23 protein-coding genes and 4 tRNA genes are annotated in these 26,559 nt (G+C 59.8%); 8 read left to right on the forward strand and 19 right to left on the reverse strand.

Annotated elements, in window-relative coordinates:
- Window positions 1–70 precede the first annotated feature (70 nt).
- The 7 genes from PIN01S_RS03070 to tig all read right to left on the reverse strand — a co-directional run bounded on the left by PIN01S_RS03070 (window position 71) and on the right by tig (window position 8,540).
- On the reverse strand, window positions 71–1,939 hold the full coding sequence (locus PIN01S_RS03070) for a SurA N-terminal domain-containing protein (protein WP_084333667.1): 1,869 nt from the start codon (window positions 1,937–1,939) through the stop codon (window positions 71–73).
- A 96-nt stretch (window positions 1,940–2,035) separates the two neighbouring features.
- Window positions 2,036–2,112: transfer RNA gene (locus PIN01S_RS03075), tRNA-Asp, on the reverse strand.
- Window positions 2,113–2,163: 51 nt separating this feature from the next.
- On the reverse strand, window positions 2,164–2,436 hold the full coding sequence (gene hupB, locus PIN01S_RS03080) for a nucleoid-associated protein HU-beta (protein ID WP_084333668.1): 273 nt from the start codon (window positions 2,434–2,436) through the stop codon (window positions 2,164–2,166).
- 135 nt (window positions 2,437–2,571) lie between these two features.
- Window positions 2,572–4,968 carry an endopeptidase La gene (lon, locus tag PIN01S_RS03085; protein WP_084333669.1) on the reverse strand — a complete coding sequence of 799 codons (2,397 nt, stop codon included), beginning with the start codon at window positions 4,966–4,968 and terminating at the stop codon, window positions 2,572–2,574.
- Window positions 4,969–5,111: 143 nt separating this feature from the next.
- Complete coding sequence (gene clpX / locus PIN01S_RS03090) at window positions 5,112–6,392, reverse strand: ATP-dependent Clp protease ATP-binding subunit ClpX (RefSeq protein WP_084333670.1); 1,281 nt, start codon at window positions 6,390–6,392, stop codon at window positions 5,112–5,114.
- A 108-nt stretch (window positions 6,393–6,500) separates the two neighbouring features.
- Complete coding sequence (clpP, locus tag PIN01S_RS03095; protein ID WP_084333671.1) at window positions 6,501–7,139, reverse strand: ATP-dependent Clp endopeptidase proteolytic subunit ClpP; 639 nt, start codon at window positions 7,137–7,139, stop codon at window positions 6,501–6,503.
- 90 nt (window positions 7,140–7,229) lie between these two features.
- Complete coding sequence (tig, locus tag PIN01S_RS03100) at window positions 7,230–8,540, reverse strand: trigger factor (protein WP_084333672.1); 1,311 nt, start codon at window positions 8,538–8,540, stop codon at window positions 7,230–7,232.
- A 297-nt stretch (window positions 8,541–8,837) separates the two neighbouring features.
- Here tig and PIN01S_RS26635 point away from each other — a divergent pair, with 297 nt between their 5' ends.
- Window positions 8,838–9,014 (forward strand): hypothetical protein, encoded by a 177-nt coding sequence (locus tag PIN01S_RS26635; protein ID WP_169715779.1) that lies wholly within the window; start codon window positions 8,838–8,840, stop codon window positions 9,012–9,014.
- Window positions 9,015–9,187: 173 nt separating this feature from the next.
- Here PIN01S_RS26635 and PIN01S_RS03110 read toward each other — a convergent pair.
- The 3 genes from PIN01S_RS03110 to PIN01S_RS03120 all read right to left on the reverse strand — a co-directional run bounded on the left by PIN01S_RS03110 (window position 9,188) and on the right by PIN01S_RS03120 (window position 9,508).
- Window positions 9,188–9,272 (reverse strand) — tRNA-Leu (locus tag PIN01S_RS03110).
- Between the two features lie 52 nt (window positions 9,273–9,324).
- Window positions 9,325–9,400, reverse strand: a tRNA-His gene (locus PIN01S_RS03115).
- Between the two features lie 31 nt (window positions 9,401–9,431).
- Window positions 9,432–9,508: transfer RNA gene (locus PIN01S_RS03120), tRNA-Arg, on the reverse strand.
- 275 nt (window positions 9,509–9,783) lie between these two features.
- On the opposite strand from PIN01S_RS03120, the gene folD reads away from it, so the two are divergent.
- Window positions 9,784–10,638, forward strand: coding sequence for a bifunctional methylenetetrahydrofolate dehydrogenase/methenyltetrahydrofolate cyclohydrolase FolD (folD, locus tag PIN01S_RS03125; protein WP_084333674.1), 855 nt, complete (start codon window positions 9,784–9,786; stop codon window positions 10,636–10,638).
- A 61-nt stretch (window positions 10,639–10,699) separates the two neighbouring features.
- Here the strand turns inward: folD and PIN01S_RS03130 are convergent, their stop codons facing one another.
- Genes PIN01S_RS03130 through PIN01S_RS03155 form a run of 6 tightly spaced genes read right to left on the reverse strand, consistent with a single transcriptional unit; the run spans window position 10,700 to window position 16,631 of the window.
- Window positions 10,700–12,442, reverse strand: coding sequence for an ABC transporter substrate-binding protein (locus PIN01S_RS03130; RefSeq protein ID WP_084333675.1), 1,743 nt, complete (start codon window positions 12,440–12,442; stop codon window positions 10,700–10,702).
- Between the two features lie 40 nt (window positions 12,443–12,482).
- On the reverse strand, window positions 12,483–12,755 hold the full coding sequence (locus tag PIN01S_RS03135; protein WP_084333676.1) for a DUF2160 domain-containing protein: 273 nt from the start codon (window positions 12,753–12,755) through the stop codon (window positions 12,483–12,485).
- Between the two features lie 10 nt (window positions 12,756–12,765).
- Window positions 12,766–13,566, reverse strand: coding sequence for a carbohydrate ABC transporter permease (locus tag PIN01S_RS03140; RefSeq protein ID WP_084333677.1), 801 nt, complete (start codon window positions 13,564–13,566; stop codon window positions 12,766–12,768).
- A gap of 9 nt (window positions 13,567–13,575) precedes the next feature.
- The gene (locus PIN01S_RS03145) at window positions 13,576–14,442 is read right to left on the reverse strand and encodes a carbohydrate ABC transporter permease (RefSeq protein WP_084333678.1); all 867 of its coding nucleotides are present in this window, start codon (window positions 14,440–14,442) and stop codon (window positions 13,576–13,578) included.
- Window positions 14,439–15,536, reverse strand: a complete 1,098-nt coding sequence (locus PIN01S_RS03150) for an ABC transporter ATP-binding protein (RefSeq protein WP_084333679.1) — start codon at window positions 15,534–15,536, stop codon at window positions 14,439–14,441. The genes PIN01S_RS03145 and PIN01S_RS03150 overlap by 4 nt, the downstream gene beginning before the upstream one ends.
- A complete protein-coding gene (locus PIN01S_RS03155) occupies window positions 15,537–16,631 on the reverse strand; it encodes an ABC transporter ATP-binding protein (RefSeq protein WP_084333680.1) in 1,095 nt (364 codons plus the stop codon).
- A 296-nt stretch (window positions 16,632–16,927) separates the two neighbouring features.
- Here PIN01S_RS03155 and PIN01S_RS03160 point away from each other — a divergent pair, with 296 nt between their 5' ends.
- Window positions 16,928–18,772 (forward strand): sigma-54-dependent Fis family transcriptional regulator, encoded by a 1,845-nt coding sequence (locus PIN01S_RS03160; RefSeq protein ID WP_084333681.1) that lies wholly within the window; start codon window positions 16,928–16,930, stop codon window positions 18,770–18,772.
- A gap of 6 nt (window positions 18,773–18,778) precedes the next feature.
- On the opposite strand, the gene PIN01S_RS03165 is transcribed toward PIN01S_RS03160, so the two are convergent.
- Window positions 18,779–19,684: a DMT family transporter gene (locus PIN01S_RS03165; RefSeq protein WP_084333682.1), complete on the reverse strand. Its 906-nt coding sequence runs from the start codon at window positions 19,682–19,684 to the stop codon at window positions 18,779–18,781.
- 133 nt (window positions 19,685–19,817) lie between these two features.
- Between PIN01S_RS03165 and PIN01S_RS03170 the strand changes: the two genes are divergently transcribed.
- Window positions 19,818–20,255 (forward strand): Lrp/AsnC family transcriptional regulator, encoded by a 438-nt coding sequence (locus tag PIN01S_RS03170; protein ID WP_084333683.1) that lies wholly within the window; start codon window positions 19,818–19,820, stop codon window positions 20,253–20,255.
- A 122-nt stretch (window positions 20,256–20,377) separates the two neighbouring features.
- On the forward strand, window positions 20,378–20,662 hold the full coding sequence (locus tag PIN01S_RS03175) for a hypothetical protein (protein ID WP_084333684.1): 285 nt from the start codon (window positions 20,378–20,380) through the stop codon (window positions 20,660–20,662).
- Between the two features lie 60 nt (window positions 20,663–20,722).
- On the opposite strand, the gene cysS is transcribed toward PIN01S_RS03175, so the two are convergent.
- Window positions 20,723–22,108, reverse strand: a complete 1,386-nt coding sequence (gene cysS, locus PIN01S_RS03180) for a cysteine--tRNA ligase (protein WP_084333965.1) — start codon at window positions 22,106–22,108, stop codon at window positions 20,723–20,725.
- Window positions 22,108–23,778 carry a glutamine--tRNA ligase/YqeY domain fusion protein gene (locus PIN01S_RS03185; protein WP_084333685.1) on the reverse strand — a complete coding sequence of 557 codons (1,671 nt, stop codon included), beginning with the start codon at window positions 23,776–23,778 and terminating at the stop codon, window positions 22,108–22,110. Before PIN01S_RS03185 ends, cysS begins: the two co-directional genes overlap by 1 nt.
- A 121-nt stretch (window positions 23,779–23,899) precedes the next feature.
- Between PIN01S_RS03185 and PIN01S_RS03190 the strand changes: the two genes are divergently transcribed.
- The 3 genes from PIN01S_RS03190 (at window position 23,900) to PIN01S_RS03200 (ending at window position 26,553) form a co-directional block, all read left to right on the forward strand.
- The gene (locus PIN01S_RS03190; RefSeq protein WP_084333686.1) at window positions 23,900–24,394 is read left to right on the forward strand and encodes a peptidylprolyl isomerase; all 495 of its coding nucleotides are present in this window, start codon (window positions 23,900–23,902) and stop codon (window positions 24,392–24,394) included.
- Window positions 24,391–25,116: a UDP-2,3-diacylglucosamine diphosphatase gene (gene lpxH, locus PIN01S_RS03195; protein ID WP_084333687.1), complete on the forward strand. Its 726-nt coding sequence runs from the start codon at window positions 24,391–24,393 to the stop codon at window positions 25,114–25,116. Before PIN01S_RS03190 ends, lpxH begins: the two co-directional genes overlap by 4 nt.
- 99 nt (window positions 25,117–25,215) lie before the next feature.
- Window positions 25,216–26,553 (forward strand): SPFH domain-containing protein, encoded by a 1,338-nt coding sequence (locus PIN01S_RS03200; RefSeq protein ID WP_084333688.1) that lies wholly within the window; start codon window positions 25,216–25,218, stop codon window positions 26,551–26,553.
- The last annotated feature ends 6 nt before the right edge of the window (window positions 26,554–26,559 follow it).

Below are 26,559 nucleotides of genomic sequence, written 5' to 3' on the forward strand. Positions count from 1 at the left end.
TGCTGCCGGCCCCTTTTCGAGGCACAACAAAAAAGGCCGCTTTCCAGCGGCCTTTTTGTATTTTCAGCAATTAGAAACGCTCGATATCTGCCTTGGCTTCCAACTGACGGCGATAGGCTGCGAAGTCCTGCTGGCCGCTGCGAGACGCGAGGAAGCGTCGATACATGGCTTTCTCCTCATCCGACAACGTTCCTTCCGGCTCGCTCACACCGTTCAAGCGAATCAGCACATAGTCGCCGTTTCTCAGCGTGACCGATGCGAAGCTCGGCTTATCGCCAGACTCCGGCTTGGGCATGCGGAACAGGGTCTGCAGAACCTGAGGATCGACACCTTCCTGCGAGCGAGTTGCGGCTTCAGTGACTTTCCACTCCTGCCCCGCCTCATTGGCCGAAGTCTTACCTTCGCGTAGATCGGCCAACAATGCCTCACCCTTCTGCTTGGCCGCTTCGCTGGCATGCTGCTGCAACAGATGTTCGCGAACAGTGCCAGCCACCTGATCGAGCGGAAGCTGCTCCGGCTGCTTGTGCTCCTTGGCACGAACCACGACGACCGTATCCGGGTCCAGTTCGATTGCCGCACTGTTGGCGGCCTCTTCCAGGACTTCCGGACTGAAAGCCGCCTGCAAGACTTGGCGATTGGCAGCGATGCCCTCTCCCCCTTCGCGGCCGAACGGCGCGGTGGTCTTAACCTCCAGGCCAAGCTCCTGGGCCGGCTGAGCCAGATCGGACGCCTCGAATGCGGCGTCTTCGAGCCCTTTGGTCGCTTCGACGAAACGCTGCTCGACCAACTGAGCCTTGACCTCGCGCTCCAACTTATCCTTCAGGCTATCGAAGCTCGGCACTTCCGGAGCCTGGACATCCAGCAGCTTGATCAAATGCCAACCGAACTCACTGCGAACCGGTTCCGAGACCTGATCCTTCTGCAGCGCATACAGCGCTTCCTCGAATGCCGGGTCGTAAACGCCAGGGCCGGCATAGCCGAGATCGCCGCCCTCGGTAGCGGAACCCGAGTCATCGGAGAATTCCTTCGCCAATGTCGCGAAATCTTCACCGGCATCCAGGCGCTTCTTGATTTCCGAAATCTTCGCCTTGGCCTGATCGTCATTCATCTGGTCATTCACCTCGACCAGAATATGTGCCGCACGACGCTGCTCGGCCAAATTGGCGATTTCCTTCTTGTACAGCTCTTGCAGGTCAGCATCCTTCGCTTCGACCTGATCGAAGAAAGCATCTTTCTTCAGCTCAACGTACTCGAGAACCACCTGCTCTGGACTCATGAATTCACTGGCATGCTCATCGTAATAAGCCTTGATCTCATCATCGCCGACCTGGGCGGAGGCGGCATCCGCCTTGATCGTGAGCATGGCGAAGTCACGCGTCTGCTTTTCGAGCCGGGCGAAAGCCTGGGCCTCTTCATCGGTCACGAAGCCACTACCCGCAAGCCCTGCCCGCAGCTGGCTGATCAGCATTTCCTCTTCGAGCATCCGACGGAACTGCAAGCGACCGTATCCCATTTGGCGGATGACCTGATCGAAGCGATCGGCACTGAACTTGCCATCCACTTGGAATTCCGGAGTCTGCAGAATGAGCTGGTCGAGAGCCGCCTGGGAGAAGGCGAAATCCGCGTCCTTGGCCCCCTGGAGTAGCAGCCTGCGCTCGATCAAACCTTTCAACGCGGCCTCCCGCAGCAGATTATCGTTGAGCTGCGAGGCATCGAAGTCTTTGCCGAGCTGTTGCAACAGCTGACGGCGTTGCATATCTACTGCCTGGCTCAGCTCATTGATGGTGATTTTTTCACCATTCACGTCGGCGGCGTTCTGGCGGTTGCTCGTGGCATTGAAAATCGCGTCGAAGCCTGTCAGCGCCAACAATACGACGATGACACCGATGATGGTCTTGGCAATCCAGCCCTGTGAATTGTCCCTGATGTTCTGCAGCATGCGTCCCCCAGAATCGACTGTAGAAAATACAGCCGCGCAGCATGGGTAGATTCCGGATAGAAGAAAGGCGCATCCGTGGATGCGCCTCCTCGTAACTGGCGGAGCGGACGGGACTCGAACCCGCGACCCCCGGCGTGACAGGCCGGTATTCTAACCGACTGAACTACCGCTCCGCTGCCAGGCCGGAATCAAGTCCGGCCTGGAAGGGCAATGCCCGAAGACGCTTAGTTGACAGCGTCTTTCAGTGCTTTACCTGCTTTGAAGCCAGGGATCTTGGCCGCTTCGATTTTGATCGGCTTGCCGGTCTGCGGGTTACGGCCGGTACGAGCAGCGCGCTCTTTGACGGCGAAAGTGCCGAAACCAACCAGCACAACGGAATCACCAGCCTTCAGAGCGCCAGTGACGGACTCGATCACTGCGTCCAGCGCGCGGCCGGCAACAGCTTTAGGAATATCAGCAGATGCGGCGATACGATCAACCAGTTCCGACTTGTTCACTCTAAGTCCCCTTATTTCTGTTGAGTATGTTTCTTAATTTTTGGTGTAAGCAAAGCGGGTGCTGGATGGCCTGCCGACACACAAAGAGCCGCTTTATATCAAGGGCTCGAAAATTGTGTCAAGGAAGCCCCCCGGCTAATGCGTGCTAATTCGCTCCTTGGAATCAGACTCGCGCGCGTCATCCTTTGCAACCATCTCCGGAGCCGCATCGGGCAAGGGCTCCGGGGCGTATTGCAGCGCAATTTGCAGGACCTCGTCAATCCATTTAACCGGTTTAATCTGCAGGTCTTGCTTAATATTTTCCGGAATTTCCTTCAAATCACGAACGTTTTCTTCCGGAATGATCACAGTCTTGATTCCGCCACGATGTGCGGCGAGCAATTTCTCTTTTAAACCGCCGATGGCCAAAACTTGGCCACGCAAAGTGATTTCTCCAGTCATCGCGACATCCGCTTTCACTGGAATCTGAGTCAACGCGGATACCAACGCTGTGCACATACCGACACCGGCACTAGGGCCATCCTTGGGCGTTGCCCCTTCCGGCATGTGGATGTGAACGTCTCGTTTTTCGTGGAAATCCAGCGGAATTCCCAAACTTTTTGCACGACTACGAACCACAGTCAGCGCTGCCGTAATGGATTCGACCATTACGTCACCCAGCGAACCGGTCTTGGTCAATTGTCCTTTACCAGGAACGACAGCCGCCTCAATGGTCAGCAACTCACCCCCTACCTGAGTCCAGGCCAAGCCGGTGACCTGACCGATCTGGTCCTGCTGCCCAGCCAGCCCGTAACGGTATTTGCGCACCCCGAGGAAATGCTCAAGGTCGTCGGCGGTCACCAACACCTTGAAACGCTTTTCCTGGGCGTGTTCTTTAACGGCCTTCCGACACACCTTGGCGATCTGCCGTTCGAGGCTACGCACGCCAGCTTCACGCGTGTAATAACGAATGATGTCGCGAATAGCCGCTTCTTCGAACTCCAACTCGCCCTTCTTCAACCCGTTTGCCTGGGTCTGCTTGGGAGCCAGGTATTTCACCGCGATATTGACCTTTTCGTCCTCGGTGTACCCCGGTAGGCGTATGACCTCCATTCGATCCAGCAAGGGTGCCGGAATGTTCATCGAGTTGGCGGTGCAGAGGAACATCACATCGGAGAGGTCGTAATCCACCTCTAGGTAATGATCGTTGAAATTGTGATTCTGCTCGGGATCGAGCACTTCCAGCAGTGCAGACGCCGGATCACCGCGCATGTCGCTGCCCATCTTGTCGATTTCGTCGAGCAGGAACAGCGGGTTGCGCACCGCGACCTTGGTCATTTTTTGAATCAAACGCCCCGGCATGGAGCCGATGTAGGTCCGACGGTGGCCACGAATCTCCGCCTCATCACGCACACCGCCCAACGCCATTCGAACGAACTTGCGATTGGTTGCACGAGCGATGGATTCCGCAAGAGACGTCTTACCGACCCCAGGTGGCCCGACCAGGCAGAGCACAGGCCCTTTCAGCTTCTTCACGCGCTTCTGTACGGCAAGATATTCGAGGATGCGCTCCTTGACCTCTTCGAGGCCGTAGTGATCCGCATCGAGGATATCCTCAGCCTTGGCCAGGTCCAGACGCACCTTGCTTTCCGCCTTCCAGGGCACGTTGACCAGCCAGTCGATGTAAGAGCGCACCACTGTCGCCTCGGCAGACATCGGCGACATCTGCTTCAACTTGTTCAGCTCAGCCTGGGCCTTGGAATAGGCTTCTTTAGTGAGGCCTGCATTCTCGATGCGCTTCTTCAACTCATCGATTTCGTTATGACCTTCATCGATGTCGCCCAGCTCTTTCTGAATGGCCTTCATCTGCTCATTCAGGTAGTACTCACGCTGGCTTCGCTCCATCTGCTTCTTCACACGCCCGCGGATGCGTTTCTCGACCTGCAGAAGATCGATTTCGGCATCCAACAAGGCCAGCACATGCTCGACACGCGCCGACAGATCCGTGATCTCCAGGATTTCCTGTTTCTGCTCGATCTTCAGCGCCATGTGTGCGGCCATGGTGTCGACCAGACGGCTCGGCTCATCGATGCTGTTTAGCGACGAGAGCACTTCGGCAGGAACCTTCTTGCCCAACTGAACGTATTGCTCGAACTGGCTGAGCAGGCTACGGGTGAATACTTCGGATTCGCGCTCGGCCGTGCTCGCCTCTTCGATCAATTTCACTTCGGCGCGGCAATGGCCATCCACCTCGATGAAGCGCTCGATCGCACCGCGCTGCTCCCCTTCCACCAACACCTTGACAGTGCCATCCGGAAGCTTGAGCAGCTGCAGCACGGTAGCGACCGTTCCCATCCGATAAAGCGCATCCTCACCGGGATCGTCATCCGCCGGATTCTTCTGGGCCAGCAGGAGAATCTGCTTGTCCCCGGTCATTGCAGCTTCCAAGGCCTCGATGGATTTTTCACGCCCAACGAAGAGCGGAATCACCATGTGCGGATACACCACGACATCGCGGAGCGGCAGGAGAGGCAATTCGATGGTTGTCTTCATGATATCGGCTCTACGGCGGCCATATGGCCGTAAACGGATGGGATTACCCTTGCAACCTAAGATGGGGGTAGGTTCGGGAAAAAACAAGCGCTGAGGCTGAAAATGCAAAGGGGCCCGCAGGCCCCTTGTCGATCGTGAAGCGCTTACGCCTCAGGCGCAGCCTTGGCTGGAGGCTCGCTGTTCTCATAGATGAGCAACGGCTTGGAAGTGCCTTCGATGACACTCTCGTCGATCACCACCTTGCTGACATCTGTCTGCGACGGAATCTCGTACATGGTGTCGAGCAGAATACCCTCGAGAATGGAACGCAAGCCGCGGGCCCCCGTCTTGCGCTCAAGCGCGCGATGAGCGACGGCACGAAGCGCATCCGGACGGAACTCCAGGTCCACTCCTTCCATTTCGAAGAGCTTGCCGTACTGCTTGGTCAGCGCATTCTTCGGTTCGGTGAGAATCTGCATAAGCGCCGCTTCGTCCAGCTCATCCAGCGTAGCGATGACAGGCAGGCGACCGACGAATTCGGGAATCAGGCCGAACTTGACCAGATCGTCCGGCTCCACTTCGCGCAAGGCTTCGCCGACACGCTTGCCAAGATCCTTGCTGCGCACCTCGGCATTGAACCCGATACCGCCCTTGGTAGAACGGTTCTGGATGACCTTTTCCAATCCAGAGAACGCACCGCCGCAGATGAAGAGAATGTTGCGCGTATCGACCTGGAGGAACTCCTGCTGCGGATGCTTGCGGCCGCCCTGCGGAGGAACCGAAGCGACAGTACCCTCGATCAGTTTCAGCAGGGCCTGCTGAACGCCCTCGCCCGACACGTCGCGAGTAATCGATGGATTGTCCGATTTACGCGAAATCTTATCGATTTCGTCGATATAGACGATGCCCATCTGGGCCTTTTCCACATCGTAATCGCACTTCTGCAACAACTTCTGAATGATGTTCTCGACGTCCTCGCCCACATAACCGGCCTCGGTCAGAGTCGTGGCATCGGCAATGGTGAACGGTACGTTGAGCAGGCGCGCCAGGGTCTCGGCAAGCAGCGTCTTGCCCGATCCGGTCGGCCCAATCAGCAGGATATTGCTCTTGCCCAGCTCGACATCGTCTTTCTTGTCGCGCTGGTTGAGGCGTTTGTAGTGGTTGTAGACCGCGACGGAAAGCACCTTCTTCGCACGCTCCTGACCGATCACGTACTGATCGAGGATGGTGCTGATTTCTTTCGGCGCCGGGAGCTTATGCGCGCTGCTCTCGGCCTGGGCCTCTTGCACCTCCTCTCGGATGATGTCATTGCACAGGTCGACGCACTCGTCGCAGATGAAAACCGAGGGCCCGGCAATCAACTTGCGCACTTCATGCTGGCTTTTGCCGCAGAAGGAGCAATAAAGCAGTTTGCCGTTGTCCTCACCGTTACGGGTGTCAGTCATTCGATCAATCCAATCCGGTAGGCTTGCAACACAAGATGAAGGCAAATGCGGGCATTTTCAAGTCCGCACGGCGGCCGGCTTTGACCGGCCGCGGTGGAGCGGAGGTGTTTAGCTGGCCATCTGACGCTGGCTAAGCACCTGATCGATAAGGCCATATTTGACGGCATCGTCGCCGCTCATGAAATTGTCACGATCAGTGTCGCGGGCAATGACATCGATCGGCTGACCTGTATGGTCGGCCAGGATTTTGTTCAGGCGCTCGCGAATGGTGAGAATTTCGCGGGCATGGATCTCGATGTCCGAGGCCTGCCCCTGGAACCCGCCCAGCGGCTGGTGAATCATCATCCGCGAATGCGGCAGGCAATAACGCTTGCCGGCAGCCCCACCCGCCAGCAGCAAGGCTCCCATGCTACAGGCCTGGCCGATACAGATGGTGGAAACATCCGGCTTGATGAACTGCATGGTGTCGTAGATCGACATGCCAGCCGTCACCGAACCGCCCGGAGAGTTGATGTAGAGGTGAATATCCTTGTCCGGATTCTCCGCCTCGAGGAACAAAAGCTGCGCCACGATCAGGTTGGCCATGTAGTCCTCGACCTGGCCGACCATGAAGATCACCCGCTCCTTCAACAGGCGCGAATAGATGTCATAGGCACGTTCGCCACGGGCGGACTGCTCGATAACCATCGGCACCAGGCCGCCAGCGGCTTGGATGTCAGGCATTTGCATAAAAGAATTGCGGGACATGTCCTGCGATCACTCCCTAGATGGTGGTCTTCAAAGACGCATAAGCCAGCACGAAGGCTGGCTTATGGTGTGCTCGAACGAGGGGAAGAATCAGGCGGCTTGCGGAGCTTCCGCCGGCTTGACAGCTTCTTCGTAGGAGACCGCTTTATCGGTCACTTTGGCCTTCTGCAGAACAGTATCTACAACTTGCTCTTCCAGCACAACCGAACGCACTTCGTTCATCTGCTGCTCATTCTTGTAGTACCAAGCCACGACCTGCTCAGGCTCCTGGTAGGCGGAAGCCATTTCCTGGATCAGTTCACGAACACGCACCTCGTCAGGCTTGATCTCGAACTGCTTGACCATTTCCGCCACGATCAAGCCCAGCACGACACGACGCTTGGCCTGCTCTTCGAACAGCTCGGCCGGCAGCTGATCCGGCTTGATGTTGCCGCCGAACTGCTGAACAGCCTGTACGCGCAGACGATCCACCTCATTGGACAGCAGCGCCTTCGGGACCTCGATCGGATTGGCGGCCAGCAGACCATCCATAACCTGGCTCTTGACCTTGGCCTTGATGGCTTGGCGCAGCTCACGCTCCATGTTCTTGCGAACTTCCGCACGGAAACCTTCGAGGCCACCTTCCTTGATACCGAACAGAGAGAAGAACTCGTCGTTCATTTCGGGCAGCTTGGGCTCGGAAACACTGTTCACAGCAACAGTGAACTCAGCAGTTTTGCCGGCCAGATCAAGATTCTGATAGTCCTCGGGGAAAGTCGGGTTGATCACTCGCTCCTCACCCGCCTTCACGCCCACCAGAGCCTCTTCGAAGCCAGGGATCATGCGGCCAGAACCCAGCACCAGGGAGGTGCCCTTGGCAGAGCCGCCAGCGAAGGCTTCGCCGTCGATCTTGCCGACGAAATCGATATTCAACTGGTCGCCGTTCTGCGCTTCGCGCTCGACCTTCTCGAAGCGAGTGTTCTGCTTGCGCAGGATTTCCAGCATGTTGTCGATGTCGGAGTCGGCAACGTCGGCCTGCAGACGCTCGACCTCGATATCCTCCAGACCGGAAACCTGGAACTCAGGGAAAACCTCGAAGGTGGCAATGTACTCGAGGTCCTTGCCTTTTTCGAACACCTTGGGCTCAACGGCAGGAGCGCCAGCCGGGTTCAGCTTCTGCTCGACGACAGCCTCATAGAAAGTTGCCTGGATCACATCGCCCAGCGCTTCCTGACGAGCGGCATCCTCATAACGCTGACGAATAACACTCATCGGCACCTTGCCAGGACGGAAGCCAGGGATCTTGGCACGACGGGCAGTCTGCTGCAGACGCTTGTTGACTTCGGTCTCGATGCGCTCGGCCGGGACACCGATAGTCATGCGGCGCTCAAGAGCGGAGGTGCTTTCAACAGAAACTTGCATGGATATTCCTCGTTGCACAGACATAAGCCGGCCGTTCCGGCCCCAGAATCAAGGGCATGCATTCTAGTGGCTCGAAATGAAGAAGTCACCCTATTGGGCGTAGGCAGGTAAGCGATAGCCAACGATCCATGAGAATGTCGGCAGCCGCAGCCCTCGCCCGCTCAATCTCCAAACGGGAACGAAAGAGCCCGTCGCTCCACTCAGAATGCAAAGATCGCCCACCGGCGTTCTTTTATGGGTTTCCTTATTAAGGACAAACCCGACAGCGAGCCCACCAATCGAAAAGCGAGGCAGAAAATGGCTAAGAAAATATCTGACCGCCGGCGCCATGCGCTGGCCCAACGCAGCACGGAAAGAGCAAAGAAGCTCCACCTGGATCTCGACGATAGCGAGCTGATCAACCATATCCGCGCGAAAGCAGCCAGCTATATCGCCAACAACCCGCAACCAACCGCCGTTTACTTATTGGGGTGAGCGCTCGCGAAAACTTCAGCCACTACCGCTTCTTCCGAATATGGCCTGAGCTTCAGGCCATATTCGGGTGGAGCCAGATTCTGCATGCGAAAGGAAAATAAAGGCTGGCACATACAACTATTTAGTTGAGCCGAAAAGCCTTTTAGAAAAGAGACCGGAATACCGAGAAGAGATGGTGCGGACGGAGAGACTCGAACTCTCACGCCTTGCGGCGCTGGAACCTAAATCCAGTGTGTCTACCAATTCCACCACGTCCGCGATAACGCTTAAATGAAAACGCCAGGCAATTAGCCTGGCGCTTTCTCGAATATGGGGTGGACGATGGGAATCGAACCCACGACACCAGGAGCCACAATCCTGTGCTCTACCAACTGAGCTACGCCCACCATATTGCGATGCTTGTGCCAAGCTGCCAAATGGCGCACCCGGCAGGACTCGAACCTGCGACCATCCGCTTAGAAGGCGGATGCTCTATCCAGCTGAGCTACGGGCGCTTATTTTTTGCATCCAGCATGGATGCAAAGATTAAAGCCTTGGCTGAGCGGATTGAACTTCGCTTCCGCCGCGCCTCTTACCCAGCAACCGGCTGTGCTCGACAAGCGGGGCGAATCTTATAGAGGCGATATCACCTCGTCAACAGTAAAAATTAAAAAAATCAGCGAGATAAAGGAGTTAGACGAATTTACTGACCAGCCGCCTTTGCCCGCCAGCCCCACCATGCGAGAATGCGCGTCCTTTTTCAATCATTTCCAATGGTTAACCAAGCGTCATGACCGCAAAACTGATCGACGGCAAAGCGATCGCCGCCAATCTCCGCCAGCAGATCGCCCAACGTGTCGCCGAGCGTCGCCAGCAAGGCCTCCGCGCCCCCGGTCTGGCAGTGATCCTGGTGGGGACCGATCCGGCCTCCCAGGTCTATGTCTCGCATAAACGCAAGGATTGCGAGGAAGTCGGTTTCGTTTCCCGCGCCTATGACCTTCCGGCCAGCACCACCCAAGCCGAGCTGCTTTCCCTGATCGACAGTCTCAATGACGACGCGACCATCGATGGCATTCTGGTTCAGTTGCCTTTGCCCGAGCACCTCGACGCCTCCCAATTGCTCGAGCGCATCCGCCCCGACAAGGACGTGGATGGCTTCCACCCCTATAACATTGGCCGCCTGGCCCAGCGCATGCCGTTGCTGCGCCCCTGCACCCCCAAAGGGATCATGACCCTGCTGCAAAGCACCGGTGTCGACCTCTATGGATTGCATGCGGTGGTCGTGGGTGCTTCCAACATCGTCGGTCGCCCGATGGCCCTGGAGTTGCTGCTCGCCGGCTGCACCGTCACCGTTACGCACCGTTTCACCAAGGATCTCGCCACCCATGTCGGCCTCGCCGATCTGGTGGTGGTCGCAGCCGGCAAACCCGGTCTGGTCAAGGGTGAATGGATCAAGGAAGGCGCTATCGTCATCGATGTCGGTATCAATCGCCAGGACGATGGCAAGCTGGTAGGCGATGTGGTTTATGAAACCGCCCTGCCCCGCGCCGGCTGGATCACTCCCGTTCCGGGTGGTGTCGGGCCGATGACACGTGCCTGCTTGCTGGAAAACACGCTGTACGCTGCCGAGCATCTACACATTTGAGGCAAGGCGAAAACGAAAACGGCACCCAGAGGGTGCCGTTTTTCATGGTGGAGAATACTGCTTATTTGTTGGCTTTCTGCCAGGATTTGACCAGTTCGTCGTAGCTCACGGTCTCGCCCTTGGGCTTTTCATTCTCCAGCTTCGGCTTCGGTGCACCCGGCTGGTTCAGCCAATACTCCGGATCGCGCGGCTCGTTCAGCTTGGGCCCACACTCACCCTGCACACCGGAACGCTCCAGACGAGCCATCATGGTGTCCTGAGCCGCCGCCAGCCCATCCAGCGCTTCCTGGGGAGTCTTGTCGCCACTGGCCGCTTCGGCGATGAACTGCCACCAGAGCTGTGCCAAACGCGGGTAGTCCGGGACGTTGGTGCCGGTCGGCGTCCATTGCACGCGGGCCGGGCTGCGATAGAACTCCACCAGGCCACCCAGCTTCGGTGCCGCCTCGGTCATTGCCTGGGAGTTGATGTCCGACTCGCGGATCGGCGTCAGCCCCACCAGCGTCTTCTTCAGCGATACGGTCTTCGACACGGTGAACTGCGCATACAGCCAGGCAGCCAGGCGACGCTTCTCGGGCGTGGACTTGAGGAAAGTCCAAGAGCCGGTGTCCTGGTAGCCCAGCTTCATCCCCTCTTCCCAGTACGGGCCTTTTGGCGAGGGGGCCATGCGCCACTTGGGCGTGCCATCGGCATTCACCACGGGCAGGCCGGGTTTGGTCATGTCCGCGGTGAACGCGGTGTACCAGAAGATTTGCTGGGCGATGTTGCCCTGCGCCGGCACCGGACCGGCTTCGGAGAACGTCATGCCCTGCGCTTCCGGCGGAGCGTACTGACGCAGCCAGTCGACGTACTTGGTGGTGGCGAAGACGGCCGCCGGGCCATTGGTATCGCCACCACGCTCCACACTGGAACCCACCGGACGGCAGCCTTCCACACGAATTCCCCACTCATCCACCGGCAGGCCATTGGGCAAGCCCTTGTCGCCCGCGCCCGCCATGGAGAACCAGGCGTCGGTGAAGCGCCAGCCCAACGACGGGTCCTTCTTACCGTAATCCATGTGGCCGTACACGCGCTGGCCGTCGATCTCCTTGACATGCTTGGAGAAGAACTCGGCGATGTCCTCATAGGCGGACCAGTTCACCGGTACGCCCAGCTCGTAACCGTAGATTTCCTTGAACTTCGCCTTCAGCTCCGGGCGCTCGAACCAGTCGGCACGAAACCAGTAGAGGTTGGCGAACTGCTGGTCGGGCAACTGATAGATCTTGCCGTCCGGGCCGGTGGTGAAGGAGATGCCGATGAAATCCTTGATATCCAGGGTCGGCAGCGTGTAGTCCTTGCCGTCGCCCGCCATCATGTCGCTGATGGGTACCACCTTGCCGTAGCGAAAGTGGGTGCCGATCAGGTCGGAGTCGTTGACGTAGCCGTCATAGATGTTCTTGTCGGACTGCATCTGAGTCTGCAGTTTTTCCACCACGTCGCCTTCCTGGATCAGGTCATGCTTGAGCTTGATCCCGGTGATCTCGCTGAACGCCTTGGCCAGAATCTTGGACTCGTATTCGTGGGTAGCGATGGTTTCCGATGCGACGTTAATCTCCATACCACGGAAGGGTTCGGCCGCCTTGATGAACCATTGCAACTCCTTGAGCTGCTCTTCCTTGGACAGGGTCGAAGGGTTGAACTCGGATTCGATCCACTTCTTCGCCGCGTCTTCATAAGCGTCGGCCCAGGCCGCGCCACTCAGACCGGACATCCCGAGCAGGGCCGCCAGTGCCATGCCATGTCGGGTCTTGTTGTTATTGTCGAACATAGACACCTCCTTCGTTTTAGGGGATGGGCAGGCCAATCGGCTAACCCCAGCGCATCACTGCAAACAACCACACCAGGGACAGCACGGAGGCGATCCAGGTGCTCCAGTCGGTCACGCCCACCACCAGCAGGTGGAAGTAGGCGCTACCGAGAAGGCCGATGAACAACCGATCGCCACGGGTCGTGCTGATCGGCAGAAATCCCTTGCGCTCCACACAGGGCGAACGCAACTCCCAAACAGTCATGCTCACCAACACCAGCGCAATACTCCCGAAGAACGCGGCAGTGGGCAGAGTCCAGGCCATCCAATCCATCTGTACCTCCTCAGACGCGGCCCAAGGCGAAGCCCTTGGCCACATGGTTACGTACGAACCAGATCACCAGCATGCCCGGCAGGATGGTCAACACCCCCGCGGCAGCCAGCACGCCCCAATCGATGCCGGATGCGGAAACGGTACGGGTCATCACCGCGACGATCGGCTTGGCGTTCACCGAGGTCAGGGTGCGTGCCAGCAACAGCTCGACCCAGCTGAACATGAAGCAGAAGAACGCGGTGACACCGATTCCCGAGCCAATCAAAGGAATAAAAATCTTCACGAAGAACTTCGGAAAGCTGTACCCGTCGATGTACGCCGTCTCGTCGATTTCCTTCGGCACGCCGGACATGAAACCTTCGAGAATCCACACCGCCAGCGGCACGTTGAACAGGCAGTGCGCCAGGGCGACCGCAATGTGGGTATCGAACAGGCCGATCGACGAATACAACTGGAAGAACGGCAGCAGGAACACCGCCGGCGGCGCCATGCGATTGGTCAGCAACCAGAAGAACAGGTGCTTGTCGCCGAGGAAACGATAGCGCGAGAACGCATAGGCCGCCGGCAACGCCACCGTCAGCGAGATCAACGTATTCAGGCAGACGTAATAGAGCGAGTTGAGATACCCCTCGTACCAGCTCGGGTCCGTGAAGATCACCCGGTAATTGCGCAGGGTGAACTCGTGCGGCCAGAGGCTCAGCCCGCCGAGGATTTCAGTGTTGCTCTTGAACGACATGTTCAGCAGCCAGTAGATCGGCACGAGCAGAAACACCACGTAGAGCACCAGCACGACAAGCTTGCGCAGATTCATGGTCGGTCCTCAGCGGTTCTTATCGGAGTGGGTCATGGCGGTGTAGAACACCCAGGACACCAGCAGGATGATGAGGAAATACACCAGCGAGAACGCCGCAGCCGGCCCCAGGTCGAACTGGCCCACCGCCATCTTGGTCAGCGTCTGGCTGAGGAAGGTCGTCGCGTTGCCCGGCCCGCCACCGGTGAGCACGAACGGCTCGGTATAGATCATGAAGCTGTCCATGAAGCGCAGCATCACGGCGATCAGCAGCACACTCTTCATCTTGGGCAGCTGGATGTAGCGGAACACCGCCCAGGACGATGCCCGGTCGATGCGCGCCGCCTGGTAATACACGTCGGGAATCGCCCGCAGCCCGGAATAGCAGAGCAGCGCCACCAGCGAGGTCCAGTGCCAGACGTCCATCACCAGCACCGTGACCCAGGCGTCCATGGTGTTCGAGGCGTAGTTGTAGCTCAGCCCCAGTTTGTTCAGCGTCCAGCCCAGCAGCCCGATGTCGGCGCGCCCGAAGATCTGCCAGATGGTGCCGACCACGTTCCACGGAATCAGCAACGGAATCGCCATGACGATCAGGCAGAACGACGCCCAGCGCCCCTTGGTCGGCATGGTCAGGGCGATGGCGATGCCCAATGGGATCTCGATCAGCAGCACGCAAGCCGAAAAAATGAACTGGCGCCCCAGGGAGTCGTGCAACCGGGGGTCGCGCAGTACCTGCTTGTACCAGTCGGTGCCGACGAAGAAGCGCGTCGATTGATCGAAGATGTCCTGTACCGAGTAATTCACAACGGTCATCATCGGCAGGATGGCGCTGAACGCCACCAGCAGGAATACCGGCAGGACCAGCCACCAAGCCTTGTTGTTGACGATCTTGTTCATGCGCCCGCCTCCACTAGGAATTCATCGGCATAGAGCATCAGCCACTGCGACGGGAAACTGATGTAGGCCTGCCCCTGCGGGACGGGACGATCCTCCTGCAGGCGTGCCTTGAGCGTCTGGCCTTCCAGGCGCAGGGTCAGAATCTTGTAGGTGCCGAGATCCTCGACGTGCATGACCTCGGCCTGCATCGCCTCGGCATAGGGCGCATCCCAGACGTGCACGAACTCCGGGCGGATGCCCACCTTGAGGCTTTCGTACTGCATGCCGTCCAGACGGCGCTGAAGCGCCTCCGGCAACGGCAGGTGAATGACACCGAAGCGAACGCCATCCGCCTCCCGCCGCACCTCGAACAGGTTCATTCCCGGGCTGCCGATGAAGAAGCCGACGAAGGTATGGGTGGGCCGCTCGAACAGCTCCCGCGGCGTACCGAACTGGACGATCTGGCCGCCATACATCACCGCGATCTTGTCGGCGAAGGTGGAAGCCTCCAACTGATCGTGGGTGACGTAGACCATGGTGATGTTGAATTGCTCGTGGATCTGCTTGAGCTTGCGCCGCAGCTTCCACTTCAGGTGCGGGTCGATCACCGTCAGCGGCTCGTCGAACAGGATCGCCGACACGTCATCACGAACCAGCCCGCGCCCCATGGAGACCTTCTGCTTTTCGTCCGCCGTCAGGTTGCGTGCCTTCCTTTTCAGCAAGGGATGAAGGTCGAGCACCTCGGCGATTTCATGCACCTTGCTCTGTATCCGCCCCTCGGGGAGCCCCTGGTTACGCAGCGGGAAGGCCAGGTTGTCGTACACCGTCATGGTGTCGTAGATCACCGGGAACTGGAAAACCTGGGCGATGTTGCGCTTCTCCGGAGTGAGGTGATTGACCTCCTTCCCATCGAACAGCACCTGCCCCTCGGACGGGCTGAGCAGGCCCGAAATGATGTTCAGCAATGTCGACTTGCCGCAGCCCGAGGGCCCCAGCAGCGCATAGGCACCGCCCTGCTCCCAGATGTGCGTCATCGCGCGGATCGCATAGTCTTCCGGGCCGGAAGGCCGGGCGCTGTAGCTGTGCGCCAGGTTCTGCAAACGGATCTCGGCCATTCAGATACCCCCCAGGACGCGGCGACTCGGCGCCTGTACCAGCCGGCCGGCCGGCTCGAAAACAAAGAGTTTGTGTGTCGGGATGTAGATACGGATCGGCGCGTCCACGTCGTATTCGTGGACGCCCTGCAGATGCAGGACCAGCGTGAAATGCTCGTTGCGCACGTGGAGAAAGGTTTCCGATCCGCTGATTTCGGCCAGCTCCACCGTGACCGCCAGTTCCAGATCGTCATCGTTGGATGGCACCAGGCCGATGTGGCTGGGCCTCAGGCCGAAGCGGTACTCCCCTTCGCCGATGCCTCGCAGATCCGGGTTCAACGGAAAGTGCAGGCAGTCCTCGAAACTGACTTCGTTGTCGGCGATGCGCCCGTGCATCAGGTTGATCGGCGGCTCGGAGAAAAGCTCCGCGGCCAGCATCTGCTGGGGCCGGTGATAGACATCGGCGGTCTTGCCGCTCTGGATCACCCGCCCCTCGTGGAGAATGGTCGTGGTCCCGCCCAGGGCCAGCGCTTCGTTGGGCTCGGTGGTGGCATACACTGCAATGGTTCGACGCGCCTTGAACAGCTCACGCATCTCCTGGCGAAGCTCTTCGCGCAGCTTGTAATCCAGATTGACCAGCGGCTCGTCGAAAAGAATCAGATCGGCATCCTTGACCAGCGCACGCGCCATCGCCGTGCGTTGCTGCTGTCCACCGGACAGCTCCAGCGGATAGCGGCCTAGGAAGGACTCGATATGCAGCATCTCGGCGGTTTCACGCACCTTGCGCTCGATCGTCACCTTGTCCATCCCCGCCTGGCGCAGCGGCGAAGCGATGTTCTCGAACACCGTCATGGTCGGGTAGTTGATGAACTGCTGGTAGACCATGGAGACGTTGCGGTGCCGTACCGGCACACCGGTAACATCCGCGCCGTTCATCAGGATGCGTCCGCTGGTGGGCTTGTCCAGTCCGGCCATGAGGCGCATCAGGGAAGTCTTGCCGGCCAGGGTGCGACCGACCAGCACATTGAAAGAGCCCGGCTCGAAGCTCAGGCAGGCATCCTCGATGTAGATCTGGTTATCGACGATGCGGCTGACATGCTCCAGCGTTAACGACATGGCCTGTCCTTATCATTGTTTAGCCTGCACAGCACTTGGGCTGTTCAACCGATAAGGCGACTTTCGTGCCAAGCCTTGTTCGTTTTCGAAAATCGAAAGTAAGCACCTGAATTAAAAAGAGTTAATGGACAGAGAAAGGCACTGGATACCGCGCTGATATAGCGAGAATGAACATTTTCGCGTGAACAACTGGACACTTTGATCATTGACATTGAACAGTCATGAACAACACTGTCTAACCCAGCGAGGTGCTCGAGCGCCCATAAAAACAAGAAACGCCGACGGGACTGACCCACATGGCCGAACCTGCCCAGCTGCTGCATGACACCATCATTCGCGAATCCTGGAACCGTTGTCGCGACTACGGCCTGACCCACCAGACGCCCCCGAGCTTCGGCCGCCCTCCCCAAGGGGAGGTATCGGCGCTGCTGGAAAGCCATCGCGCCCTGGTGCAGACCACCCACCAGGAAGTCCTGCCCTACTACGAAAACATCCTCGCCAACTCCAACTGCCTCATCCTCCTGGCCGATAACCAGGGGCAGCTACTGCAATCCTGGGGCGACCGGCGCTTCGTCGAGCCCGCCTACGCGCCCGGCTTCGATGCAGGCGCCGGCTGGCTGGAGCGCCAGACCGGCACCAACGCTATCGGCACAGCCCTGGCATGCGGACAGGCCGTGCACATCCAGCGTGACGAGCATTTCCTCAAGGCCAATCGGTTCATGACCGGCTCCGCCTCGCCGATCTTCGATGCGCAGCGCCAGATGATCGGCGTGCTCGATGTTTCCAGCGACAGCTACCTGCCGCCTACCCATACCCTGGGAATGGTCAAGATGATGAGCCAGTCGGTGGAGAACCGGCTGATCCTCAACCTGTTCCGGGACCAGTATTTCCAGCTCACCTTCAACACCAGTCACGACAACCTGGATAGCCAATGGTCCGGCCTGCTGATGTTCGATGAGGACGGCCTCGTGGTTTCCGCCAATCGCCGGGCGGACAGCCTGCTCGGTGTAGGGCTGGCACGCGTAAGGGTGGAAAGCCTGTTCGACATACCGCTACAGCAACTCCTCGACCAACCGGAAGGCCAGCCCTTCCCTCTGCGCGCCGCCGGCCGCTACCGGTTCCAGGGTCTGCTCAAACGCCCGCAGAAACCACGTATCCAGGCCCGCGACTTCCGCCCCCAGCCCGTTGCCACAAAGAAGCAGGAAGGCTTTACCCTCGACTCGATCAACCTCGGAGATTCGCGGGTGGACAAGGCCGTGCGGCAAGCCCAGCGAATTCTGGAAAAGGACATTCCCATCCTGATCCATGGCGAAACGGGGGTTGGCAAGGAGGTCTTCGTCAAGGCACTGCACCAGGCCAGCTCGCGGGCGGAGCAGCCCTTTATCGCGGTGAACTGCGCGGCCATTCCGGCGGAGCTGGTGGAGTCGGAGCTGTTCGGCTACGAAAAGGGGGCGTTCACGGGGGCCAATCAGAAAGGCAGCATCGGGCTGATCCGCAAGGCCGACAAAGGCACCTTGTTCCTCGACGAGATCGGCGATATGCCACTGAACGTACAGGCTCGGCTGCTGCGGGTCCTGCAGGAACGCAGCGTGCAGCCGCTGGGCGGCGGCGAGCCCTATCCGGTGAATATCCGCTTGATGTCCGCCACCAACCGTCTTCTCCGCCAGGACGTGGAGGCTGGACTGTTCCGCCAGGACCTCTATTACCGCGTCAGCGGTCTCAACCTCGAATTACCCCCCCTACGCGAACGCAGCGACAAGGCGGCGCTGTTCCAGCGGGTCTGGGACTACTATCGCGAACCCCAGCAATGGGCGGGTCTGAGCCGCGACGTGCTCGAACTGTTCCAACGCCACCCCTGGCCCGGCAACCTCCGCCAGTTGAGCAGCGTGATCCAGGTGGCGCTGGCCATGGCCGATGATCAACCGATCCGCCCCGAGCACTTGCCGGATGACTTCTTCGCCGACCTGGAAGCAAACCAGGTCACGTCAATGCCGACGCACGAATACCCCAGCTCGCCCGGCGCCGATCTGATCAGCCAATACCATGCCTGCGGCGGCAATGTTTCCCATCTGGCCCGCAGCCTTGGCGTGAGCCGCAACACGCTGTACAAGCGGCTGCGGGAGCAGGGACTGAAGGTCTGATCACCTTTACAACCCGGCCCGACCGGGCTTCGGCGAAAACCAGCCGGTGATTTTCCAGCCCTGCTGCATGCCGGCTACCGCCAGCAGGATGGCCGCCACACCCAGCCATTGCAGCAGGCTCAGGCGATGGCCGAAGGCCAACCAGTCGACGAAGATCGCCGCGATCGGATAGACGAACGACAGCGCGCCCGTCAGTGCCGTCGGCAGTTTCTGGATCGCGTCGTAGAGCAGCAGGTACATCACGCCGGTATGCAGAATGCCCAGCGTGATCAGGCTGGCCCAGGCGGCAGACTGCTGCGGCAGCTCGAAGCTGGCCAGCGGTGCCAGCATCAAGGTGCCAGTAACGAGCTGGATCAGTGCGATCAGGTGGGGCGGCGTGCCGCTCAGTTGCTTCACGATCAGCGCCGCAATGGCGTACAGGAATGCCGCGCCGAGCGCCAAGGCGATGCCCAGCAGATAATTACCGCCTCCCTCTGCCGAGCCACCATGGGCACTGACGATGGCCAACATTCCGAGAAAGGCCAGTCCCAGCCAGGCCAGCTTCGCGGATGTGATGCGCTCACCCAGGAAGAGCGCCGCCAACCCGACCAGCATGAATGGCTGGACGTTGTACACCGCCGTACTGATGGCAATCGATGCGCCGGAATAGGAAGCGAAGAGCAGCAACCAGTTGCCGACGATGGCCACCCCGCTGAGCACCGCAAGAGCCAGCACCCGACGCCCCAGCAGATCGGCACGCAACATACCGAGTGCTCGGCACACCACCAGCAGCATGGCGCCACCGATCAGGCAGCGCCAGAACACCACGTCCACCACCGCCTGCCCCGAGACCAGCACGAACCAGCCGATGGTTCCGGAGATCAGCATCGCTGCAACCATCTCCAGCGATCCGCGTTTGAGTGCTTTATCCATGGTTTCAGCTCCAATACAGGAGCCTTCATTATTCAGATGTGCGCATCCCCGCTTCCAGCGCTAATCTGAGGCAAAACAGGGAAAACGCCTTTATTACAGAGGCATTTTCAATCGACCACCTAACAGGCTCCATATGACCGACGAAATCGACCAAACCCTGATCGCCGCCCTGATGGAAGACTCCCGCCGCTCGCTCAAGGCACTGGCGCAGATCAGCGGCCTCTCCTCCCCCAGCGTCGCCGAACGCCTGCGCCGCCTGGAAGAGCGCGGCGTGCTCAAGGGCTACACCGTGGAGATCGACCCGCGTCACTTCGGCTACCAGCTGCAAGCCATCGTCCGGGTACGCCCGCTACCGGGCAGGCTGCACGAGGTTGAACGGCTGATCCAGGCCACCCCCGAATTCACCGAATGCGACAAGGTCACCGGCGAAGACTGCTTCATCGCCCGCCTGCACGTGCGCTCCATGGAACAACTGGACGAACTGCTCGACCGCATCAACGGCTACGCCGAGACCAACACCGCCATCGTCAAGAAGACTTCGGTAGCGCGGCGGTTGCCGCCGATGAACTGAGACGAGAGCATGCAACGAACCGCAACCCAACCAGCGAAGTCCAATCTCTTGAAGGGAGCGTCCAGGGCGTCAACTGCTAGCGCTGCTCTGGGCGATGTATCCCGCCTTCAGGAGACCGACCGATGGTTACTCATTACAAGGTCGCCGGACACTTGGCCTGCGGCCGACACGGCAATAACCTGCCATCCACATCGCAGTTGGCCAAGGTGAAATGCCGCAATTGCCGTAACACCGAGGCATTCAAAGAGGCCCGCCGGGCAGAGCGCAACGCCGCACGACGTGCCGCCCGCAAGGCAAGCAAGGAGCACGTCTCCAATGACTGGCGCACAGCCTGGGAAAACAGACTCGCCGCCCTCCCCGGCCCACAGCGTTTGCCACGCGGCTTTGCCGATCAGCGATTCGTCTGACGCCGACCGACAGACAAAGAAAAGGCCGCTACAAGCGGCCTTTTCTTTTCAGTGGAAGGATCACTCGGCCAGACGCCAAGTGGTACCGCCCTTACCGTCTTCCAGCACCACGCCCATGGCAGTGAGCTGGTCACGGATACGGTCGGATTCGGCCCAGTCCTTGGCGGCACGGGCATCAAGACGGGCCTGGATGAGGCGTTCGACTTCCGCCGCATCGACCTTGCCCTCCGCCCCGGCCCGCAGGAATGCATCGGGTTCCAGTTGCAGGACGCCGAGCAAACCGGCCAACGCTTTCAGCCGCGTGGCCAGAGCGGCGGCGGCCTGAGGATCGGCCTCACGCAGCCGGTTCACCTCGCGGACCATTTCGAACAACACGGCGCAGGCTTCCGGCGTATTGAAGTCATCGTCCATCGCCGCGGCAAAGCGCTCGACGAACGCATCGCCACCCGCCGGCTCGGTCCGGGGCAGCCCCTTGAGCGCATGGTAGAAACGCTCCAGAGCCCCCTTGGCTTCCTTGAGGCTGTCTTCGGAGTAGTTGATCGGGCTGCGGTAGTGACTGGAGACCAGCAGGTAGCGCACCACCTCGGGATGGTACTTCTCCAGCACCTCGCGGATCGTGAAGAAGTTGCCCAGCGATTTGGACATCTTCTCGCCGTCCACACGCACCGCGCCGGCGTGCATCCAGGCGTTGGCGTACAGCTTGCCGGTGGCCGCCTCGCTCTGGGCGATCTCGTTTTCATGGTGCGGGAACACCAGGTCCGGACCGCCGCCATGGATGTCGAAAGTCTCGCCGAGGCAGCAGGTGGACATCACCGAGCACTCGATATGCCAGCCCGGGCGCCCCTTGCCCCAAGGCGAATCCCAGCTCGGCTCGCCCGGCTTGGCGCCCTTCCAGAGCACAAAGTCCAGCGGGTCTTCCTTGATCTCGTCCACCTCGATGCGGGCGCCGATCTTCAGGTCTTCGATCTTCTTGCGCGACAGCTTGCCGTAGCCGGCGAACTTGCCGACCCGGTAGTACACGTCGCCGTTGCCGGGCGCGTAGGCGTAGCCCTTGTCGATCAGGGTCTGGATCATCTCGTGCATGCCGGCGATATGGGCCGTGGCACGTGGTTCGATGTCCGGCCGCAGCACGTTCAGACGGGCCTCGTCTTCGTGCATGGCGGCGATCATCCGCTCCACCAGCGCTTCGAACGGCTCGCCGTTCTCGTTGGCACGCTTGATGATCTTGTCGTCGATGTCGGTGATGTTGCGCACGTAGGTCAGGTCATAACCGCGATGGCGCAGCCAGCGGGCAACCACGTCGAAGGCCACCATGACCCGCGCATGGCCGATGTGGCAGAAGTCATAGACGGTCATGCCACAGACGTACATGCGCACCTGGTTGTCCACCAGCGGCTTGAAGGCATCCTTGGTCTTGCTGAGGGTGTTGTAGATACTCAGCGCCATCATTGCCCCCAGGAATCACGCAGGGTCACGGTGCGGTTGAACACCGGGGCCCCCGGCTTACTGTCTTTCAGATCGGCGACGAAGTAGCCCTCGCGCTCGAACTGGAAACGCTCTTCCGGCGCGGCATTGGCCAGCGATGGCTCGGCACGGCAGCCTTTCAGCACGACCAGGGATTCCGGATTGATGTTGTCGAGGAAGCTACCGCCCTCCTCGGCCTTTTCCGGGTTCGCCGAACGGAACAGGCGATCGTACAGACGCACTTCGCACTCGACGCTGCCTTCCGCCGGCACCCAGTGGATCACGCCCTTGACCTTGCGGCCTTCCGGGTTCTTGCCCAAGGTGTTTTCGTCGTAGGAGCAGCGCAGTTCGACGATGTTGCCGTCGGCGTCCTTGATCGCCTCGTCGGCGCGGATCACATAGCTGCCGCGCAGGCGCACTTCCCCACCCGGGATCAGCCGCTTGTAGCCGGCCGGCGGGACTTCCTCGAAGTCGCTGGCGTCGATGTAGATCTCACGGGCGAACGGCAGTACCCGTACGCCCATATCCTGCTTCGGATGGCGCGGCAGCTCGAGTTGCTCCACCTTGTCTTCCGGATAATTGGTGATCACCACCTTCAGTGGCTTGAGCACACACATGGCCCGCGCGGCGTTGGCGTCCAGGTCTTCCCGGATGGCGAACTCCAGCATGCCGATATCCACCACACCACCGGCACGGTTGACGCCGATCATCTCGCAGAAGGTGCGGATCGAGGCCGGGGTATAGCCGCGACGACGATAGCCGGACAGCGTCGACATGCGCGGGTCGTCCCAGCCGCTCACGTGGCCTTCATCCACCAGTTGCTTGAGCTTGCGCTTGCTGGTGATGGTGTAGTTCAGGTTCAGCCGGGCAAATTCGTATTGGCGCGGCTGCGCCGGCACCGGCAGGTTTTCCAGGAACCATTCGTAGAGCGGACGGTGATCCTCGAACTCCAGGGTGCAGATCGAGTGGGTAATGCCTTCGATCGCGTCCGACTGGCCGTGAGTGAAGTCATAGCTGGGATAGATGCACCACGTGTCGCCGGTCTGGTGATGGTGGGCGTGGCGAATACGGTAGAGGATCGGATCGCGCAGATTGATGTTCGGCGACGCCATGTCGATCTTCGCGCGCAGCGAACGGGCACCGTCCGGGAACTCACCGGCCTTCATGCGGGCGAACAGGTCGAGGTTCTCCTCCACGCTGCGGTCACGGAACGGGCTGTTCTTGCCCGGCTCGTGCAGACTGCCTCGGTATTCGCGCATCTGCTCGGCATTCAGGTCGCAGACGAAGGCCTTGCCGGCCTTGATCAGGTGGATGGCCCACTCATGCAACTGGTCGAAGTAGTCCGATGCATAGCGCTCCTCGCCGGCCCACTTGAAGCCCAGCCACTCCACATCGGCCTTGATGGCGTCGATGTATTCCTGGTCTTCCTTGGCCGGGTTGGTGTCGTCGAAACGCAGGTTGCACTCGCCACCGAACTCCTGGGCCAGACCGAAATTCAGACAGATCGACTTGGCGTGACCAATGTGCAGGTAGCCGTTCGGCTCCGGCGGGAAACGGGTGACGATCTTCTGGTGCTTGCCGGATTCCAGGTCGGCCTGGACGATCTGGCGAAGGAAATTCGAAGCGGCGGGAATCTCTGGCTTGCTGCTCATGGGGACCTTGATCAATGTGGGTGCGCGGCTCAGGGTAGGCCGGCCAAATCAAAGCGCTTATCATAGCCGAAGCTGTCAACCCCCTGACAGCCTTCGTTTTTTCCGACAGAGCGAATTCCCCATGATCAAGCTGCACACCAACCACGGCGTCATCACCCTGGAACTGTTCGAAGACAAGGCCCCCGAAACCGTGGCCAACTTCAAGGAATACGTGAAGTCCGGACACTACGACAACACCATTTTCCACCGCGTGATCGGCAACTTCATGATCCAGGGCGGCGGTTTCGAACCGGGCATGAAGCAGAAGTCGACTCGTGCACCGATCAAGAACGAAGCCAACAACGGCCTCTCCAACAAAGTCGGTACTATCGCCATGGCGCGCACCATGGAGCCGCACTCGGCCTCCGCGCAATTCTTCATCAACGTCGCCGACAACACCTTCCTCGACCATAGCGCACCGACCGTCCAAGGCTGGGGTTATGCCGTGTTCGGCCAGGTGACCGAAGGCATGGACGTGGTCAATGCCATCAAGGGTGTCGCCACCACCATGCGCTCCGGCCATCAGGATGTGCCGGTTGACGACGTGATCATCGAGAAGGCCGAGATCGTCGAGTGAGCGTCCTGCTTATTTCTGACCTTCATCTCGAAGAGGAGCGCCCGGACATTACCCGGGCGTTTCTGCTTTTCCTGAAGGAGCGCGCGCGCAAGGCCGAAGCGCTGTACATCCTCGGCGACTTCTTCGAGGCCTGGATCGGCGACGACGCCATGACTCCGTTCCAGCGCTCCATTGCCCAGGCCCTGCGAGAACTGAGCGACTCAGGCACCCGTATCCATCTGATGCATGGCAACCGTGACTTCATGATCGGCGCGGACTTCTGCCGGGAAGCAGGCTGCACTCTCCTGCCCGACCCTTGCGTGATCGATCTGGGCGGCGAGCCCGTGCTGCTGAGCCATGGCGATGCGCTCTGCACCCGCGACGTCGCCTACATGCGCCTGCGCCGCTGGCTGCGCAACCCGGTTTCACTGTGGATTCTCCGCCACCTCCCCCTGGCGACTCGCCACAAGCTGGCGCGCAAGCTGCGCAAGGAAAGCCATATGCAGACTCGCCAGAAGGCCGCCGAGATCATCGACGTCACCCCCGAAGAAGTACCTCGCCTCATGGCTGAGCATAAGGTCCGCACCTTGATCCATGGCCATACCCACCGCCCGGCCATCCATGAACTGCACGTCAGCGGACAGGCCGCCCGGCGCATCGTGCTGGGAGACTGGGATCGCCAGGGCTGGGCCTTGCAGGTGGACGAACAAGGCTACCGACTGGCCCCCTTCGCTCTTTCCTGAATTCCAGTGACCGCCCTCTCAAGCTGGCGATCTGCCACTTGACGAAAGACGATGTGGTTCTCAGCATCGCCGCTCCTTCAAGCCCGTCAAGGAGCGACCATGCCTTTCAGCAAGCTGCAAGTAGCCAAGTACCTTGGCCTTCCCGTCGTCATCGCCGCGCTCGGCTTCACCGCCTTCAACGGCATCTTCTTCTATAACGAGGCCGGTTTCTCCACCCATGTGCGGACGATCTTCGGCGAAGAAAAAGTAATCGATGACGTGGGCTACGCCACCAAATGGTTCGGTCGCGCCACGCCCTGGAAAAAGGCCCTCAGCGTGCAATCGGTACTCACCGAAGCGCTGGAAATCGACGATAACAGCGACAACGATTCCCTCGGCGCCACCATCGAAGCCTTCCCCATCGTTTTCCTCGGCAACGTCGACGCCAAAGTCGAGTCGTCGGCCCGCTTCCGCCTGCCCGGCGGCGATCAGTTCCTGAAGATCGCGCAGGAGTACCGCAACCCGGAAAACTTCATCAAGACCGCCCTGGTCCCGGCGATCAAGGAAACCCTGCAAGCCACCGCCTCGCTGATGAGTGCGGATGACTTCTATGCCGGCGCACGCAGTGAATTCGCCGCGGAATTCGAAAACCAACTGAACGACGGCCTTTATCTGATCAAGCGCAAGGAAGTGCGCGGTCCTCGCGGCCATGTCCCGCAGCAGACCGCCATCCTCCAGGCCGGCACCGAACAGGGCGCATTCGGCGATAACAGCGCCAGCCAGTTCATCACCGAGAAGGTGGTCGACAGCAAAGGCATCCCGGTACGCAAGCAACAGCAGTTCCGCAAATACGGCGTGGAAGTGGTGGAAGCCCGCATCACCAACGTCGACCCCAACCCGCAGTACAAGCAGCGGATGGTCAAGGTGCAGCAGGCCCTCGCCGAACTCGCCGTCGCTCGCCAGAACCGCCTGAAGGAAGAGGAAGAAAAGCTGCTGGTGACCGCCCGCGGTGAGAAAGAGGTCGAGGCGCGTCGCCAGGAAACCCTGCGCGACCAGATCGAACGCACCACCCAGGCGGAAACCGAGAAGCAACTCGCGGTGATCAACGCCGAGCGTGAGAAGCAACGCGCCCAGATCGAAAAACAAACCGCCGAACTGCTACGCGACAAGGCCGCAATCACCGCCGAAGCGACCAAGATCACCGCCGACGCCGAGGCCCATGCCCGCGAGGCCGTCATCAAGGCGGACGGCGCGCTGCAGACCAAACTGGACGCACTGATCGCCATCAACAAAGTCTGGGCCGAGGCTGCCGCACAGGCACCGGTCCCCAGCGTGATGCTGGGTGGTAGCGGGCAGAACGGTGCCAGCAGCCGCCAGGACGAGATCGGTCAGTTGATGAGCGTGCTCGCCACCAAGGCGGCGCGGGACCTGGCGCTGGACCTGAAGGTCAAGGAATAAACCGCC

Source organism: Pseudomonas indica NBRC 103045 (assembly GCF_002091635.1).
GTDB lineage: Bacteria > Pseudomonadota > Gammaproteobacteria > Pseudomonadales > Pseudomonadaceae > Pseudomonas_M > Pseudomonas_M indica.

Coding starts and splice junctions, on each gene's coding strand:
- PIN01S_RS03070 (WP_084333667.1), bottom strand. CDS start 1,939: ATGCTGCAGAACATCAGGGACAATTCACAGGGCTGGATTGCCAAGACC.
- lon (WP_084333669.1), bottom strand. CDS start 4,968: ATGAAGACAACCATCGAATTGCCTCTCCTGCCGCTCCGCGATGTCGTG.
- clpX (WP_084333670.1), bottom strand. CDS start 6,392: ATGACTGACACCCGTAACGGTGAGGACAACGGCAAACTGCTTTATTGC.
- clpP (WP_084333671.1), bottom strand. CDS start 7,139: ATGTCCCGCAATTCTTTTATGCAAATGCCTGACATCCAAGCCGCTGGC.
- tig (WP_084333672.1), bottom strand. CDS start 8,540: ATGCAAGTTTCTGTTGAAAGCACCTCCGCTCTTGAGCGCCGCATGACT.
- PIN01S_RS26635 (WP_169715779.1), top strand. CDS start 8,838: ATGGCTAAGAAAATATCTGACCGCCGGCGCCATGCGCTGGCCCAACGC.
- folD (WP_084333674.1), top strand. CDS start 9,784: ATGACCGCAAAACTGATCGACGGCAAAGCGATCGCCGCCAATCTCCGC.
- PIN01S_RS03130 (WP_084333675.1), bottom strand. CDS start 12,442: ATGTTCGACAATAACAACAAGACCCGACATGGCATGGCACTGGCGGCC.
- PIN01S_RS03135 (WP_084333676.1), bottom strand. CDS start 12,755: ATGGATTGGATGGCCTGGACTCTGCCCACTGCCGCGTTCTTCGGGAGT.
- PIN01S_RS03140 (WP_084333677.1), bottom strand. CDS start 13,566: ATGAATCTGCGCAAGCTTGTCGTGCTGGTGCTCTACGTGGTGTTTCTG.
- PIN01S_RS03145 (WP_084333678.1), bottom strand. CDS start 14,442: ATGAACAAGATCGTCAACAACAAGGCTTGGTGGCTGGTCCTGCCGGTA.
- PIN01S_RS03150 (WP_084333679.1), bottom strand. CDS start 15,536: ATGGCCGAGATCCGTTTGCAGAACCTGGCGCACAGCTACAGCGCCCGG.
- PIN01S_RS03155 (WP_084333680.1), bottom strand. CDS start 16,631: ATGTCGTTAACGCTGGAGCATGTCAGCCGCATCGTCGATAACCAGATC.
- PIN01S_RS03160 (WP_084333681.1), top strand. CDS start 16,928: ATGGCCGAACCTGCCCAGCTGCTGCATGACACCATCATTCGCGAATCC.
- PIN01S_RS03165 (WP_084333682.1), bottom strand. CDS start 19,684: ATGGATAAAGCACTCAAACGCGGATCGCTGGAGATGGTTGCAGCGATG.
- PIN01S_RS03170 (WP_084333683.1), top strand. CDS start 19,818: ATGACCGACGAAATCGACCAAACCCTGATCGCCGCCCTGATGGAAGAC.
- PIN01S_RS03175 (WP_084333684.1), top strand. CDS start 20,378: ATGGTTACTCATTACAAGGTCGCCGGACACTTGGCCTGCGGCCGACAC.
- cysS (WP_084333965.1), bottom strand. CDS start 22,108: ATGGCGCTGAGTATCTACAACACCCTCAGCAAGACCAAGGATGCCTTC.
- PIN01S_RS03185 (WP_084333685.1), bottom strand. CDS start 23,778: ATGAGCAGCAAGCCAGAGATTCCCGCCGCTTCGAATTTCCTTCGCCAG.
- PIN01S_RS03190 (WP_084333686.1), top strand. CDS start 23,900: ATGATCAAGCTGCACACCAACCACGGCGTCATCACCCTGGAACTGTTC.
- PIN01S_RS03200 (WP_084333688.1), top strand. CDS start 25,216: ATGCCTTTCAGCAAGCTGCAAGTAGCCAAGTACCTTGGCCTTCCCGTC.